We start from the raw sequence: 14,536 nt of genomic DNA, 5'->3' as shown, positions 1-14,536 counted from the left end.
GTGATCGGCGTCGAACCACCCGGAATGCCGGCAGTCGGCGTCGGCGTCGGTGTCGGGGTTGGAGTCGGCGTCGGTGTCGGCGTCGGTGTCGGTGTTGGAGTTGGCGTTGGTGCCGGAGCGGGAGCGTACGAGAGTGTGCCCACGTCCTTCGTCGCCCCGACGGTTGCCGCGACCGTGGCTGCCTTCACCGGGTCCGTCGTGTTCCCCGAATACAACGCTCCCACGGTTGAGATGCGCCCGTCGGCGTTCACCTCAACCGTGTAGTTCCCCGTGCTCAGGCCCGTGAGGTTAAAGCGCCCGGCGGTGTCCGTTCGCGTGCTGCGCGTTATCAGGGAGCCGTCCGGAGTGAAGGCATGCACCGCTACGTTCGTCAGGGCGGCACCGTTCGGGTCCAGCACCTGCCCCGTGAACGCCCCGCCGGTGACGAACGTCGCGTCCGGAAGTGCGGCGGCCTGACCGGCGGTGACGTTAACTCCCGTCGCGGAGGCGAGTCCGGCGGACTCGTGGATGCCCTGGTAGAACTGAGCCTCATCGATCGCCTGGCCGCTGGAGCGGTTGAACGCGACCTTGTAGGTGCCCGCCCCGAGCCGATCCACGGTGTAGGCGCCGGTTGTGGTGTCACCGTACCCGTTTCCGACGCGGTAGCCCTGGGAGTCGAGGACATCGACAAAGCCGCCGTGGCTTCCCGATGGTCCCTGTGCCGCAGCGGTGGGGATGAGCTTGCCGGTGATCGAGCCGGCGGTCGCCATGGCCGCGTTGACGCCGGTGAGGGTCTGCCCGGCCGTCAGGCTGACCTTCGACGCACTGCCGGGCGAGGACGCGCCCGTATTCCATTGGTTGGCGAACTGGGTGTAGGTGCCTCCGGCGGAATAGCCGAAGCCGGTGAAGCCAATGATGTGGTCTCCTGGCCACAGGGGACCAAGGGTGTACGTGCCATCCGCAGCAGAGGAGACTGAGTTTTCGAATGTCGTGTAGCGGTTGAATTGCTCCGGTGTCCCGGCGGAATCCGACCGGACGTAGCGGGTGGTGCTGCCCCAGGTAGTACCCGGCGGAAGCGTGACCGTGCCGCTGATATATGCCCCCAAGGGTAGGGTAACGTCGGCGAGCCGTGTGGTCTGGCCGGCTGCCGCCGCAACCTTCTGCGCCGAAGCCGAGGATGGAACCCCAGGGTAATAGGTGGACGGGACGTTGCCCGTCGAGGGGAAGAACACGTTCATCGCGACAGGGGGGAGTCCGACGAGCTGGTAGCTTCCGTCCGTGCTGAGTTTGATGCTCTTGTACGCGGCCGAGACGCTGACGGTTGTGGGGTCGACACCCGCCGGCACGATGGCCTTGCCCGCGACGATGGCCCCGAGTGGCATCGTTGCGTTGACGGTGGCGGCTTGCCCGTCGGCCAGATTTGTCCCGGATGTGTACTGAGGGACGGCGTTGACCGTGTTCTGGCCGTCGAAGCTCAGATAGTAGTAGCTCGAAATCGCGGGAAGGGATGTGAACGAGTAGGTGCCGTTGGCGGCTGGGTTTGTGGTCGGTGAGTGCCTTCCCGCCGTGTCGTAGTACGTCAGGGTCACCAGAACCTTGGTAACGTCCTCGCCTGCCGGGACGGTGACGGTTCCGCCGATCGATGCGGTGGTTGATGCTGTTGCCGGGGCGGCCGCGATGGGGCCGAGCAGGGCAGCGATCATGACAGCCAGTACGACTGCTATGAGGGTGCGTGGTCGTGGGATGCTCATATGTGTTCTGGACCTCCTGTGATTTGGATGCGAATCCTGCAGAAGGCACAGCCGTATGACCCCCCACACGGCAGAGCATATCCAGCGATTGGAATTATGTCGACAATCGTCCTAAACATTTCCTGAGGCCCTACCGTGGTGCGGGTAGAGTTGCCACGGCGGGCGGCACAACGGAGGGGGACTTAGTGCGGACAGGTGCGAAACGACCGGGGAGCGTGCGTCCTTTTCCTGCTGTAGCTGTGGTCGTCCTTGTTTTGTGCACCGTGTGTGTTTTTCTTCCGGGGGGCTTGTTCCGTTTTTCCTGGATCAAGACGGTTTTTGCGCTGCTCGCCTGCATCGCTGCGATGTGGGTGCGCCCTGTCGGCCGGCTGCCGCGGCTCCTGAAGGTGCTGGTACTTGCAGGTGCCGTTTGTTTTGTCCTCGCCAGCGCGCTGAGCCCGGACCCCGTTCAGGCGTTGGTCGGGCGGTGGCCCCGTTACGAGGGGGTCGTCGTGCTGGGCGCTTACCTGGGGTGTCTCTGGGCCGGGGCGAGGATCCTGCCCGGGAGCACCGGAACGCACAGGGCCCTGGTTACGTGGGCGGGGGCGGCGGCGCTTGTGCTTGCCGTGCCGGCGGTGCTTGAGCTTGCCGGGTTCCGCCCGCTTGGTGGGGGTGCGGGCGACCGGCCGGGGGGCCTTCTCGGCAATGCGACCGACGAGGGCGCGGTCGGAGCGATGCTTCTGGCGCTGCTGCTCCCGCCGGCAGTGCGGGAACGCCGGCCGCTTGCGGTGGCCGGCCTGGCTGCGGCGGCAACAACGGTGGCGGCGTCGGGATCGCGGGCAGCGTACGCAGGGGCAGCGGTCGCCGTCGTGATTGTGGGCGCGGTCTCCTGGAGGTCTTGGACCGGACCGCAGCGCCGCACGGTTCTGGTCGCGTCTGGTGCTATCGGTGCCGCGCTGGCCGCCGCGCTGGCGGTCCCGGCGGTCGGCGCGCGGCTGCTCAACAGTTCAACCGTCGAGGGGCGTTGGCTCCTGTGGGGCGAAAGCCTCCGTCTTGCAGCCGACCACCTTCTGGCAGGGGTGGGACCCAGCCGCTTCGTGGACGTCCTTCCGGCCTACCACGACGCCGAATGGGCAGCCCAGGTGGGGACCGGTTTCCCGCCAGACGCCCCGCACCTGTGGGTCCTGCAGGCCGCGACCTCCGGCGGTCTTTTGATCCTCGTGCCCGCCCTCGGCTGCGCCGTGGTTGCGCTCGTCTTTGGCGTCCGGAGCATAGCGGGTGCAGGCTCACCAGCGGAGAAGGCGGTTCAGGCCTCACTGCTTGGTGCGGTGGTCGCTTACGGGGTGGTGCTGCTGACAGCATTCACGACGCCGGGCACCGCGCCCCTGGCGTTCTTCCTCGTCGGCGGGCTCGTCGGGCAGCGCCTCCCAGTGAACCGGCCCAAGGGGCCCCGCAATCGGGCAGCGTCTGCCGATGTCCCACGCACGCCACCAGTGCTCGTGCGGTGGATTGCGGCGTTCGCCGCCGTGGCCGCCCTAGCGCAGGCGGTGCCCGCTACCATCGCCGAATGGCCCATGAAGGCAGGGACCGACCTGGTTGCACAGGGCAAGATCGTCCCCGCGGACGAGGGGTTCTCCAGTGCAGCGGCACTTCGACCATGGGACGCCGACACCCCGATGCTCGCCGCCCAGGCATTCGCCGCCTCAGCTTCCGAAGGGAACACCCAGGCCGGGGAACAAGCCGTACGCTGGGCCAGGCGGGCCCTTGCCCAGTACCCGGACTCGCTGGAGTCCCAGCTCGCCCTCGCCGTCGGACTCAACGCCACGCACCAGGAAGGCGTAGCGCGCGTGGTACTCGACCGGGCGATCCGCGCCGCCCCGAACAACGCCGAGCTCTACACCCAGCGAGCAATAGCCAGTTTCCAACAGGGAGACGTCGCGTCCTCACTCACCGACGCCCACCACGCCGCCGAACTCAACCCCACCAGGGCAGAGCCATGGCAGCTCCTCGCCGACATCTACGAACGCACGGGCAACACCCCCGAAGCCCAGACGGCACGTCAAAATGCCCAGGCGCGACGCTGACGCACACCGGTGAACGGCTCAGTACTCGCCCTTGATCACGAAGTAGGAGCCGCGGATAACGCCTGCCAGCTTCGACTTCTGGCGAGCGAACTTGAAGCGTGATTCAAGCTCTTCCGGGATCTCCATGCCGTCGGCGAGCTTGAATCCAACCGCACGCTTCCCGCCGGCCTCGATGCTGTACATGACGTTGATCGACAGCCCCGACTCGTAGAAGACGTAGGCCATCTGCAAACCGTCCACTTCGAAGGCGGTCGCTTCCAGCGGGCGGGAGCTGATGACGATGTCGCGCTCCTCCTTCAGGATCCGGCTCACCCGCTCGACGACTTCCGGAACCTCTTCCGCCGGGCTGACCGTGAAGACGTGGCCGTACTTGTTCCGGTAGTAGCGGGCCTCGTTGGCGCGCAACCCGGCAAGGGCCTCGGCAACGGGAGACGATTCCAGCCCGGTGGTAGAGACATTCTCGAAGTCAACGATGTACGGCATGCACCCTCCTGGTAAGACGTAGTGGCACCAATGCTAACGCTTGGCGAGCGAGCACCACTTAGGGGGCTTTCCTTCCCGCCGCAATGGGGCGATTCTGTAATTCCAAGCACGTTTGGAGCGTTCTTCGGAGGCGTCATGGCGCGGAAAAACGAGTCTCCGGCTGTCAAGGCAGCGCCCGAGCCGGGAGACGAATACCCTGAGAAAGTCCGGATCCTCGCCGAGGGGCGATTGGTCAGTGACAGGCTGTGGAACGCGGACCTCGCACCCGCCCGGCAACGCAATTGGAGGGTCCGAAGCCTCTTCGCCCTGTGGATGTGCGACGTCCACAGCATCGCCGGCTACACCTTCGCCGCCGGTCTCTTCGTCACCGGATTGGTGGGCTGGCAAGTCTTCCTGGCCCTGGTGCTTGGCATTACCCTTGTCTACTTCCTCATGAACTTTGCCGGCACGGCCGGGCAGAAAACGGGCGTCCCATATCCGGTCCTGGCACGCATGTCCTTCGGACTATTCGGCGCCAACCTGGCAGCCCTGATCAGGGCCCTCATCGCCATCGCCTGGTATGGCATCCAGACCTGGCTCGCTTCCGAAGCCGTGCTGGTGCTGCTGTTTTCGGTGTGGCCCCAGTTGACGTCGCTCAACGGTCCGGACGTGCCGCGCATCCTCGGCCTCACCCCGCTCGGCTGGGCGGCTTTCCTGGTCCTCTGGGCGGTCCAGTTGCTGGTGATCCGGCGCGGCATGGAGACGGTCCGGAAGTTCCAGGACTGGGCGGGCCCTGCAATCTGGGTGGCCATGTTCGCGCTCGCCGTCTACATCCTGACGCAAGCAGGCAACAAGTTCAGCCTCTCGATCCCCGGTGTCGCGCCCTTGGACGGACCGGCAGCCCTGACCCAGTTCTTCTCGGCCATCGCCCTCACCGTCACGTACTTCGCTGCGCTTCTCCTGAACTTTTGCGATTTCTCCCGGTTTTCCCCGGACCGGAAGACGATCCTGCGGGGCAACTTCCTGGGCCTGCCCGTGAACTTCATCGCCTTCGCCCTCGTCACGGTAGTGGTGACTGCCGGCGCCGCGTCCTACTTCACAGCCGAGCAGTACCGCGGCCAGGACATGTTCAAAGTGATCACCGATCCGGTAGCGATCGTCCAGGCCATCAACAACCCGTGGATCACGATCATCGCGGCGGTGACGTTCGTCGTCGCCACGATCGGCATCAACGTTGTGGCCAACTTCGTTTCGGCCTCGTACGACCTGGCCAACGTGGCCCCTCACCGGATCGACTTCCGCCGCGGCGGCCTGATCAGCGCGGTCCTGGCAATCGTGATCCTGCCGTGGAACCTCTTCAGCAGCCCGGTGGTGATCGTGTACTTCCTGGGCGGCCTCGGCGCCCTGCTCGGACCGCTGTTCGGGGTCATCTTCACGGACTTCTTCCGCATCCGGCACCAGCGCTGCAAAGTATCGGACCTGTACCACGAGGACGAGAAGGGCCTCTACTTCTACTCCAAGGGCTGGAACCCCAAGGCCATTGCCGCGTTGGTTCCTGCCGCCGTCGTCGCCGGTGTTTTGGCCCTCGTCCCGGCGTTGCAGAACTTCCTGCCGGGAGGCTCGGGGTTGGGCCCGTACTCATGGTTCGTGGGAGCGGTCCTGGCCAGCCTGATTTACTACACGATCACCCGCAACGATCCACGGACTGTCCGCGCCCGAACGGAAGAACACATCTGACTCTCAGGCAGAGGGAAACTCCGCGCCGAGGGCCGAGAGCACACCGAACGCCTTGGTCCGGATTTCCTCGTATTCGTCCTGGGGTGTCGAGTCCGCCGTGATGGCGCCTCCGACGCCGAGGCTGAGCTTGCGTCCTCCGTCGCCGTCGGGACCCATCACGAGGGTCCGGATCACGACGGCGAGGTCGGTCGCCGCGTTGAGTGAAAAGTATCCGATCGCGCCGGAATAGATACCGCGCGGTCCTGACTCCAAGCCGTCAAGGATGTCCATGGTGCTGATCTTTGGCGCGCCCGTCATGGAGCCGGCAGGGAACGCGGCCGCCACGGCCTCCGCCCGGGGTGCGCCGGGCCTTAGTCTGGCGTCGACCGTGCTCACCATCTGGTGCACCGTGGCGTAGCTTTCCACCGCGCACAACCGGCTGACGGTCACCGAACCGGGAACGGCGAAGTGGCTGAGGTCGTTGCGGAGCAAGTCCACGATCATGATGTTCTCTGCACGGTCTTTGAGCGAGGATTCCAAGCCGCGCCGCAACGCCTCGTCGATCGCCGGATCGTTGGCCCGGCCCCTGGTGCCCTTGATCGGCTCGGCCCGCATGCCGCCGTCGGAGGTTATCCGCAGGAAGCGCTCCGGCGAGGTACTCGCGACCGTCAGCTCGCCGAACCTCAAGTAGCTCGCGAACGGCGCCGGGTTGCGTTTGCGCAGCGCGAGGTAGCTCGCCCACGGGTCGAGCCCGGGATCCGCCGCGGTCACTTCGGTGGTGAGGCAGACTTCGTACGTATTGCCTTCGGCAATCTGGCGCCGGGCCTCGGCGATCTTGCTTTTGTATTCGTCCTCGGTGTCGCGGCTCGAGAACTCAAGCGGCACGGAGGAACTCCCGACGGCGGGATCCCCGGCCGAGTGCCTCGGCGCGCCGGCCGCGGACAGCACCGCCTGGCGCGCAAGCCCGAGCCATTCGTCGGCGTCGGGGCCGTCGATGGCGAGCAGCCAGACGGCAGCATCGCGGTGGTCGATCACCACGGCCCGGCCGGAGAAGAGTAAGGCAGCGTCCGGAGTGCCGGAGGGAATATCGTTGCCCCCGGTTTCGCGCTTCAGTTCATAGCCCAGGTACCCCAGCCAGCCGAGCGTGAATTCACAGTCATAGCCTTCGGGTGGCTTCAAGGCCTTGCGGCCCCACACGGTGTCCAGCCAGCGGAAGAAGGGACCGGTGGTCACCACGGTGGCGCAGCCGGCGCTGAGGCGGGTGGTTCCCGAGCTGTGGATTGCAGCCTGGCCGAACGAACCGCCGTCGTCCGCGAGGATGCTGAAGCGGCTGCGTTCGGCGGCGTTGGAAGCTGCGTCGTTACCGGTAATGCCCGTGCTGGAGGGGGTGTTGGAGGAATCGAGCCAGACTGCGTTGGCGGACTGTGCGTAGAGCGCCCGGAAAAGTGCCGCGGCGTCCGGCTTGGCGTCGATCCGCTCGGACTTGAGCTGCAATCCGCGGCGTGCGGAGAGCTCGGGAGCCAACACGGGGGAGAGCAAAGGGAGGTGGTTCAGCGCCTGCAGCACGTCATCCGGCGCATGGCCGTCCGCCCGGTTCAGCACCCTGATGTCGCTGTGGTCGAGGACGTCGTCGGTCTCCAACCATTCGTCCTCCTGCGCAGCCCAGCTGTCCCAGAAGGGCTCGTAGCTGCTCCCGTCCCGGGCCATCGCCCGGTGCCGGCGGTCGTCGTCGGGGGCATCCACCCAGACGACGGCGTCCAGCATGGGCCGGGCGGCACTCGCGGCTGCCCCGACGCCTTCGACAATGACGATTTCGGCAGGCAGGGTCACGTGGCTGCCGCCGTCGTAGTGCTTCTCCCAGTCCCAACTGACCCACTCGGCGGCTTCTCCGCGCCGCAAGGGTGCCAAGACGGTGGTGACATACCGCTCGATGCCCGCGATGAGGCCGTTCCAGCCCGGGTAGATGTCCTCGAGATGGAACAACGACACCTTGTGATGCATGCGCAGGCGGGCGGCAAGTTCGATGGCAAGGGTGGTCTTTCCCGAGCCTGAGCGGCCATCGATGGCGATGATCACGGGTGCTGGGGTCATGAAATAGAGCGTACCTGCTGAGGGCCGTGGAGCTGTGCGTTCTGCCGAGCGCCAAGGGCGTCCCGGGTGTGCGCGACGATCCCGGGGACGGCCGCGCGGATGAGGTCCCAGGTGAGGTCGAAATCGCGGTGGCCCCCGTACCAGGGATCCTCGATGCCCACGTCCAAGGTGCTCCGGCCGGCGACGGCCGGGTCGAAACTGCGCAGCATCCGGATCTTGGCGAGGGCTTCCGAATCCGGGGCGGCCTCGTGCAGCCAGCCATAGTGATCGACGTCGAGCGCCAGAATCAGGTCCCGCTCACGGAACCACTCCGGGCGCCATTTCCTGGCAATGTGACCGTCGGAGTGGATACGGTGGGCCGAAAGGACCCGGGCTGCGCGCGGATCGATGGGGTGTCCGGCCTCGTAGGCGGTAGTCCCCGCGGAGTCCACGACAACCGCCCCGCCGAGCCCTCCGGCGTCGAACGCTTCAGTCAGCATCAGTTGCGCCATGGGGGAGCGGCAGATGTTTCCCGTGCAGACCGTAATGAGGCGGTATGGGCTCGACGCTGAGTACATGCAGCAAGCATGGGGGATGCCACCCCGCTTTGGCTAGTCAAAAGGGCGGGGCGGCATCACCGGGCCTAGGAAATCCGCAAGTGCCTAGGAAATCCGCAAGTACTCCAGGACTTCCTCGGCGCCAGGGTAGGCGGCCTGGGTGCCCTTCTTGGTGGTGGCGAGCGCCGCAGCAACCGAGGCGAACGCCGCGGCTTCCGCCAAGGTTTCTCCCGCGGCGAGCCGGGCGGCCACGGCGCCGGTGAAGGCGTCCCCGGCACCGGTGGTGTCCACGGCATTGACCTTGGTGGGTGCGATGCGGGAGATCTGCTCGCCCGACGCGGCGAAGGAATCCAACACCACCGAGCCGTGCGCGCCGAGGGTAACGAGTACCCGCTCCAGCCCGCGGTCCGCGAACTGGCTCCGGACCGGCTCCCACGCGCTTGCGTGTGCGCCGGGATGTGGCATCTCGGCGTCGCCCAGGAACATGGACGCTTCGTGCGCGTTGACCAGCAGGACATCGCTCAAGGCGGCAAGGCTCTCCGGGATTTCGGCGTACGGCGAGAGGTTCAGGAGAACTGTTGCGCCGGCGTCGTGCGCTGTTTTGGCGGCGGCCTCGACAGTCTCGGGGGCCACCTCCAGGCACAGGCACAGCACCGCGGCACCGTCGAAGGCATCCGGCGTCACGTCCGCCGGGGCGAGTGTCCCGTTTGCTCCGGCCGAGATGATGATGTTGTTCTCGCCGTGGGCGTCAACCGCGATCACCGCGACGCCGGTGGCAGCATCCGCGGAACGCCGGACGCGCGAAACATCCACGCCGGCCCCTTCCGTGGAGGCGAGCAGCATGTCCCCGTTGGAGTCGTTGCCAACCGCGCCGATCAGGCTCACCGTGCCGCCCAACTTGCTCGCAGCGACAGCCTGGTTGGCGCTCTTGCCGCCGGGATTGACCGTGAAACCGTTGCCGTGGACGGTTTCACCCGGGAGCGGGAGCCGCTCGCAATAAATGGTCAGGTCCGCGTTCAAGGACCCGACGACGACGATCCTGCGGTTCACTTTTCAACCTCGGCTTCGAGGGGCTTGGGGATGAGCAGCGACGCCGCGAAGGCGGCAACCGTGATGGCCAGGCCGACGACGACCACAGTCAAGTAGGAGGCCTTCACGTCGCCGAGCGCCGAGGTCGCCACGAGGACCGCCGGCAACACGAGGAAGCTCAGGCCCGCGCCGAGGTTGAAGGCGCCGGCGTTCATGCCCGGGAGGAAGCCGGGGTTGCCGGCCGGGGAGAGGACAACTCCGAGTCCGTTGAGCATGATGTTGACCGTACCGGCGTACATAACACCGAGCAAGGCCGTTCCCGCGATCATGAGGGGAAGGCTGCTAAGGCCGAGGAACGCGATGACTGCCAGGGCCGCGATGCTGCCCAGCATGCCGATGCGCAGGACTTTGGTGTAGCCGAACACGGGTGCGAGCCGGCCGCTGACGGGTCCGAACACCCAGCCGAGGAGCGCGTACGGCGTGAGGATCATGAGGGACATCTCGGTGGGGCCCACCCCGAATCCCGGCGCCGCGGCCTGGACGTAGGCCGGGACGATGCCGTTGATGACTGCGAAGATACCGGTCATGGCGAGCGTGGTGGTCAGCAACGGCGCCCACGTGGAACGCTGGCGGAGGTGGATCGTTTCCACCATGGGTTCCTTGGCGCGCTTTTCGGTCCGCCAGAAGGCCGCAAACGCGGCGGCTGCGACCACAATCAGCCCGATGGACAGCATCAGGGTTCCGGTTGAGAAGGCGCCGACCAGCTTGGAGCCTTCATTGAGGGCGGTCAGGAGTGCGCCCACCGCGATGACGATGAAGAACACGCCTAGCCAGTCCATGCCGGTACCGGCCGCAGGCTTGCTTTCCCCGGCAAGGACGGCGATCAAGGCCGTGGCCACGACAGCGAGGCCAACCATGAGCCAGAAGATGCTGCGGAATCCGAAGTGCTCGGCGAAGTAGCCGCCCACGAAAGAGTCGACGCCGGCCACGCCGCCGTTGACAGCCGTGACAAGGCCCATCAACGTTCCGTACTTGCGCGGGTTGTCGACGGCGGAGCGCAGCATGATGAGGCACAGCGGCACCGTGGGGCCGCTGACGCCCTGGATGATGCGGCCCACGAAGAGCCAGGTAACGTCGGGGGCCATGGCCGCGATGACCGAGCCGAGGCCCATGAGCAGCATCATGGCGAGGAGGATCTTCTTGCGCCCGACGATGTCGCTTAGGCGCGGAAGGAAGAGTGAGAAAAGGGCCGCGGCCGTGAAGAACCAGGTTTGGGAGAGGCCGATGACTGCCTGGTCGGTGTGGAGCTCGTTGCCCATGGTCACCAGGGCCGGGCTGAGCATCGACGCGTTGAGCTGGAAAGCCACGCAGGCGGCCAGCAGGGCGACCATCAGTGCGGCGACGTTTCCGCGGGCGGTCTTGGTTTCGTTGATCACGGTGGTCATTTACTTTGCCTCTCCTGCGATGGCTGCGGCGGTGGCGGGGACGGCGGCAGTGCCGGTTGCGGGCTCGCCGATGCGGATGATCGCGTCCGTGACGAGGTTCCAGAATTTCTCGTGGTCAAGGTCGACGGCCACCGAGGTGTGGCAGTCGGCCGGGGCGGGAGCGCGGAAGTCGGCCACGGTCATGCCGAGGGTGAGCTTGCCCTGCAGTTCGATGTCGACCGGGACCTTGCGGGTAGTCATCACGGTGGGGTCGATGACGTAGGCCACGGCGCAGGGATCGTGCACCGGGGGATAGTCAAAGCCCTGGGAGTCCTTGTAGGTCTTGGTGAAGAACTCCATGAGCTCCATGAAGAACTTGGCCGGCCTGGTACCCACCGCGGCGATCTTTTCGACTACCTTAGGGGTGGCCAAGGCCTGGTGCGTGAGGTCCAAACCGACCATGACCACGGGCCACTTTTCGTTGAAGACGATGTGGGCGGCCTCAGGGTCGATGATGATGTTGAATTCGGCCACGGCGCTCCAGTTGCCGACGTGGTAGCCGCCGCCCATCAGGACAACTTCCTTGACGCGTCCCACGATGCGCGGCTCCTTGCGGGCGGCCATGGCGATGTTGGTGAGGCCGGCGGTGGGGACCAGGGTAACGGTGCCCGGCTCGTGCGCCATGATCGTTTCGATGATGAGGTCGACGGCGTGGCGGGGGTCAAGCTCGATGGTGGACTCCGGCTGTTCGGGGCCGTCCATGCCGGATTCGCCGTGGATGTCCGGCGCGGTCTCGATGGCGCGGACCAGTGGACGGTCGCAGCCTGCGGCAAAGGGAACGCCGGTGATCCCGGCGATGGTGCCTACCGACAGGGCGTTGCGAGTGACCTTTTCGAGGGTCTGGTTGCCGACCACCGTGGTGACGGCGAGCAAGTCGATGTCCGGGTTGCCGTGGGCCAGTAGTAGGGCCACGGCGTCGTCATGCCCGGGATCGCAATCCAGGATGATCTTCTTGCGTTCACGGGTCATGGTGGTCGGGTCCATGTTCATCTCCACGTCATTGGGGCCTGCCGAGGCAGGGCGTTAAAGCAGTCAGGGGAATTCTGGCACCGGTCCACCCGGTGCGTCAAACGCTTAACGCAAATTGCGTCAAGCGTTTGATGCCTTGCGGCGCGGGATTTGTGCGATTCCGACTACGATCGTTGTATGGAATCCGCGGAACCAGTACACCGGGCCCCGAGCCGTACGCAGCGCGTCACCGCAGCGATGGTGGCCTCCCTCGCGGGCGTCTCGACCGCAACAGTTTCCCTGGTTGCCAACGGCAAAACGCAGGGCAGGGTGTCCGAGGACAACATCTCGCGCGTGCGCCAGGCGATCGCCGAGCTGGGTTACGTGGTGGATGGCATCGGCAGTTCCTTGGCCAAGGGCGTGAGCTCGATTGTGATCCTTGTTGCGCCGGACATTTCCAATCCGTTTTTCGCCAAGGTCATCGCCGGCGTCCGGGAATCGCTCGGGTCGGAGTACCAGCTGCTTCTCTCCGTGACCGACGCCGGTGAGTTCCCCCGCGCCGACGATGTCCGGATGCTCCTGGCCCTTCGCCCTGCCGGTTTGCTGGTGGATGCGCCCAACGCGGCCTTCCTGGAGGACCTTTCCGTTGCCGGGCCGCTGGTCCTCCTCGATGCGCCAGGCCTCGAAGGGTACGCGCCGTCAGTGAACCTCGATGTGGCCCATGGTGCCCGTGAACTGGCCGCGCACCTTGCGGCTTCCGGGCACAAGCGCGTTGCCTATGTGGACAGTGTGACCGGTACCGCGACGTTCGAGGTCCGCCGCGCGGCGTTCTTGGACGAGGCACACTCCTGCGGTATTTCCATTGCGGACTCGCACATCGTCAGCACCACCATCGACGTCGGCGCCGCCGCTGCGGCGTTCGCCGATGCGTGGCCGGACTGGCAGCGCGCCGGGGTCACCGCCGTCGTTTGCGGAACCGATACGCACGCCTACGGTGTGTTGCAGGAAGCCCGTGTGGCCGCCGTCCGGATTCCGGAGGAACTCGCTGTTGCGGGGTTCGATGACTTGCCTTATTCAGCCACGAGCAACCCGAGCCTGACCAGTGTGCACCTGCCCGCCACGCCTTTGGGGCTCAAAGCCGGCGAACAACTCCGGAGGTTGATGGAGGACCGTGAACTGGAACAGCCGCAGCTGACGCTCGAGAGTTCCCTTGTGATTCGCGGATCCACGGCATCGATTCCTGCCAACGCGGGGTCACTTAGCGCCCATTAACCGGTCCGGCATGGGCCGTAAGTGACCCCGCGTTGGACTAGTGAATGGCGGCGAGCAGCACACCCACGGACACGAACAGCACGCCGAAAATGCGGTTGAGGACTTTTTGCCCGTGTTCGTTGTGCGTGAACCGTTGGAACGAACGGGCTGCCAGGGCGAAGAAGAACCACATGACGCAGATGTCGATGAACACGATCGTGGTGCTGAGGATCAGATACTGCGGAATCAGTGGCTGATCGGGCCGGATGAATTGCGGCATGAAGGCCAGGAAGAAGACGATCGCCTTGGGGTTGAGCAGGTTGACCCAAACGCCCCGCTGGAACATGGACCACGCCGGCTCATTCCGCCGGGATTCCACTTTTTCCTTGTCCAGGTCCGGCCGGTGCAGGAATTGCCGGATGCCCATGTACACGAGATATGCAGCCCCCGTGTAGCGGATCACGTTGAAGACCACGGGCGAGCTCGAGACCAGAACACCTACGCCGAGCGCAACAATCAGAATGTGGATGATCAGTGCCGCCTGTTGGCCCAGGACTCCCCAGATGGAGCGGCGGAATCCGGAGTTGAGCGAGTTGCTCATGGTGGAGATGGCGCCCGCGCCGGGAGTGAAACTGATCAGGGTGCCGGCCCCTACCAGGGCCAGCCAAAGCGAAATTTGCACCAATCCAGCTTATGCCCGCGCGGTACGGGGTCCTGCCGATGGTGCCTACTCACACTTACCAAACCTCGAATGCACCCAGTGATGCATGGTCTCCGGGAGATCGTCGCCAAGTAAATACTGGTCGAAGTAGTAGTTCGGGCCATTGGACATGTATCCGGTCTCGTCGATGCCGAAATGGCCGATCATGTGAAACCCGCGCTCTTCGGCAATACCCTTGAGTTTCTTCGCTTCCTGGAGGATTGGCTGCTCGTCGTAGTAGTCGTTCTCAGCCCAGATTCCGGCGTGAGCGATCGCAAAATACTTGGAACCATCGAGGTCCAGGTGTTCCAGGATGGCGTCTTGGAACGGATTCAAGCTGCCTTCGAAGGACTCTGTGACAACCCGGATGCTTTCCAGCTGCATCTCGGCGTCCAGGCCGACCACCACGAGCCTTGGGTAGAGCTTTTCTTCTTGATCGATGAGCGGACGGGCGAGAATCTGGAGGTCGAAGCCTGCTTGAATGATCATGGTTCGAGGCTATTCGCGGCCTAGGAGCACAGACAGA

12 protein-coding genes are annotated in these 14,536 nt (G+C 65.4%); 3 read left to right on the top strand and 9 right to left on the bottom strand.

Translation table 11 applies throughout. The features are described from left to right. Positions 1-1,730, bottom strand: a 1,730-nt coding sequence (locus tag L0B83_RS18515; RefSeq protein WP_234760044.1) for a carboxypeptidase-like regulatory domain-containing protein, incomplete at its 3' end; no start/stop codon positions are given. Between the two features lie 287 nt (positions 1,731-2,017). Here L0B83_RS18515 and L0B83_RS18510 point away from each other — a divergent pair. Then, positions 2,018-3,793 carry an O-antigen ligase family protein gene (locus L0B83_RS18510; RefSeq protein WP_234760043.1) on the top strand — a complete coding sequence of 592 codons (1,776 nt, stop codon included), beginning with the start codon at positions 2,018-2,020 and terminating at the stop codon, positions 3,791-3,793. A gap of 18 nt (positions 3,794-3,811) precedes the next feature. Here the strand turns inward: L0B83_RS18510 and L0B83_RS18505 are convergent, their stop codons facing one another. After that, entirely contained in the window at positions 3,812-4,276 is a 465-nt protein-coding gene (locus tag L0B83_RS18505) for a DUF8821 family protein (protein ID WP_234760042.1), read from the bottom strand. 135 nt (positions 4,277-4,411) lie between these two features. On the opposite strand from L0B83_RS18505, the gene L0B83_RS18500 reads away from it, so the two are divergent. Then, positions 4,412-5,992 carry an NCS1 family nucleobase:cation symporter-1 gene (locus L0B83_RS18500; RefSeq protein ID WP_234760041.1) on the top strand — a complete coding sequence of 527 codons (1,581 nt, stop codon included), beginning with the start codon at positions 4,412-4,414 and terminating at the stop codon, positions 5,990-5,992. 3 nt (positions 5,993-5,995) lie between these two features. Here the strand turns inward: L0B83_RS18500 and pabB are convergent, their stop codons facing one another. The 5 genes from pabB to uriH form a co-directional block, all read right to left on the bottom strand. Beyond that, entirely contained in the window at positions 5,996-8,062 is a 2,067-nt protein-coding gene (gene pabB / locus L0B83_RS18495; RefSeq protein WP_234760040.1) for an aminodeoxychorismate synthase component I, read from the bottom strand. Further along, positions 8,059-8,619, bottom strand: coding sequence for a low molecular weight protein-tyrosine-phosphatase (locus tag L0B83_RS18490; protein ID WP_234760039.1), 561 nt, complete (start codon positions 8,617-8,619; stop codon positions 8,059-8,061). Before L0B83_RS18490 ends, pabB begins: the two co-directional genes overlap by 4 nt. A gap of 84 nt (positions 8,620-8,703) precedes the next feature. Next, complete coding sequence (locus L0B83_RS18485) at positions 8,704-9,648, bottom strand: ribokinase (protein ID WP_234760038.1); 945 nt, start codon at positions 9,646-9,648, stop codon at positions 8,704-8,706. Continuing rightward, on the bottom strand, positions 9,645-11,072 hold the full coding sequence (gene uriT / locus L0B83_RS18480; protein WP_234760036.1) for a uridine transporter UriT: 1,428 nt from the start codon (positions 11,070-11,072) through the stop codon (positions 9,645-9,647). The genes L0B83_RS18485 and uriT overlap by 4 nt, the downstream gene beginning before the upstream one ends. Continuing rightward, positions 11,073-12,095, bottom strand: coding sequence for a uridine-preferring nucleoside hydrolase UriH (gene uriH, locus L0B83_RS18475; protein WP_234760035.1), 1,023 nt, complete (start codon positions 12,093-12,095; stop codon positions 11,073-11,075). A gap of 162 nt (positions 12,096-12,257) precedes the next feature. Between uriH and L0B83_RS18470 the strand changes: the two genes are divergently transcribed. Then, complete coding sequence (locus L0B83_RS18470; RefSeq protein ID WP_372461221.1) at positions 12,258-13,331, top strand: LacI family DNA-binding transcriptional regulator; 1,074 nt, start codon at positions 12,258-12,260, stop codon at positions 13,329-13,331. A 37-nt stretch (positions 13,332-13,368) separates the two neighbouring features. Here L0B83_RS18470 and L0B83_RS18465 read toward each other — a convergent pair whose 3' ends face one another. Together L0B83_RS18465 and L0B83_RS18460 are read right to left on the bottom strand one after the other, a co-directional pair. Continuing rightward, positions 13,369-13,992, bottom strand: a complete 624-nt coding sequence (locus L0B83_RS18465) for a LysE family transporter (protein WP_234760033.1) — start codon at positions 13,990-13,992, stop codon at positions 13,369-13,371. A 45-nt stretch (positions 13,993-14,037) separates the two neighbouring features. Then, positions 14,038-14,499 carry a type 1 periplasmic-binding domain-containing protein gene (locus tag L0B83_RS18460; protein ID WP_234760032.1) on the bottom strand — a complete coding sequence of 154 codons (462 nt, stop codon included), beginning with the start codon at positions 14,497-14,499 and terminating at the stop codon, positions 14,038-14,040. Between the last annotated feature and the right edge of the window lie 37 nt (positions 14,500-14,536).

Source organism: Arthrobacter alkaliphilus (assembly GCF_021483235.1).
GTDB lineage: Bacteria > Actinomycetota > Actinomycetes > Actinomycetales > Micrococcaceae > Arthrobacter > Arthrobacter alkaliphilus.
This window is presented reverse-complemented; position numbering and strand designations above follow the sequence as displayed.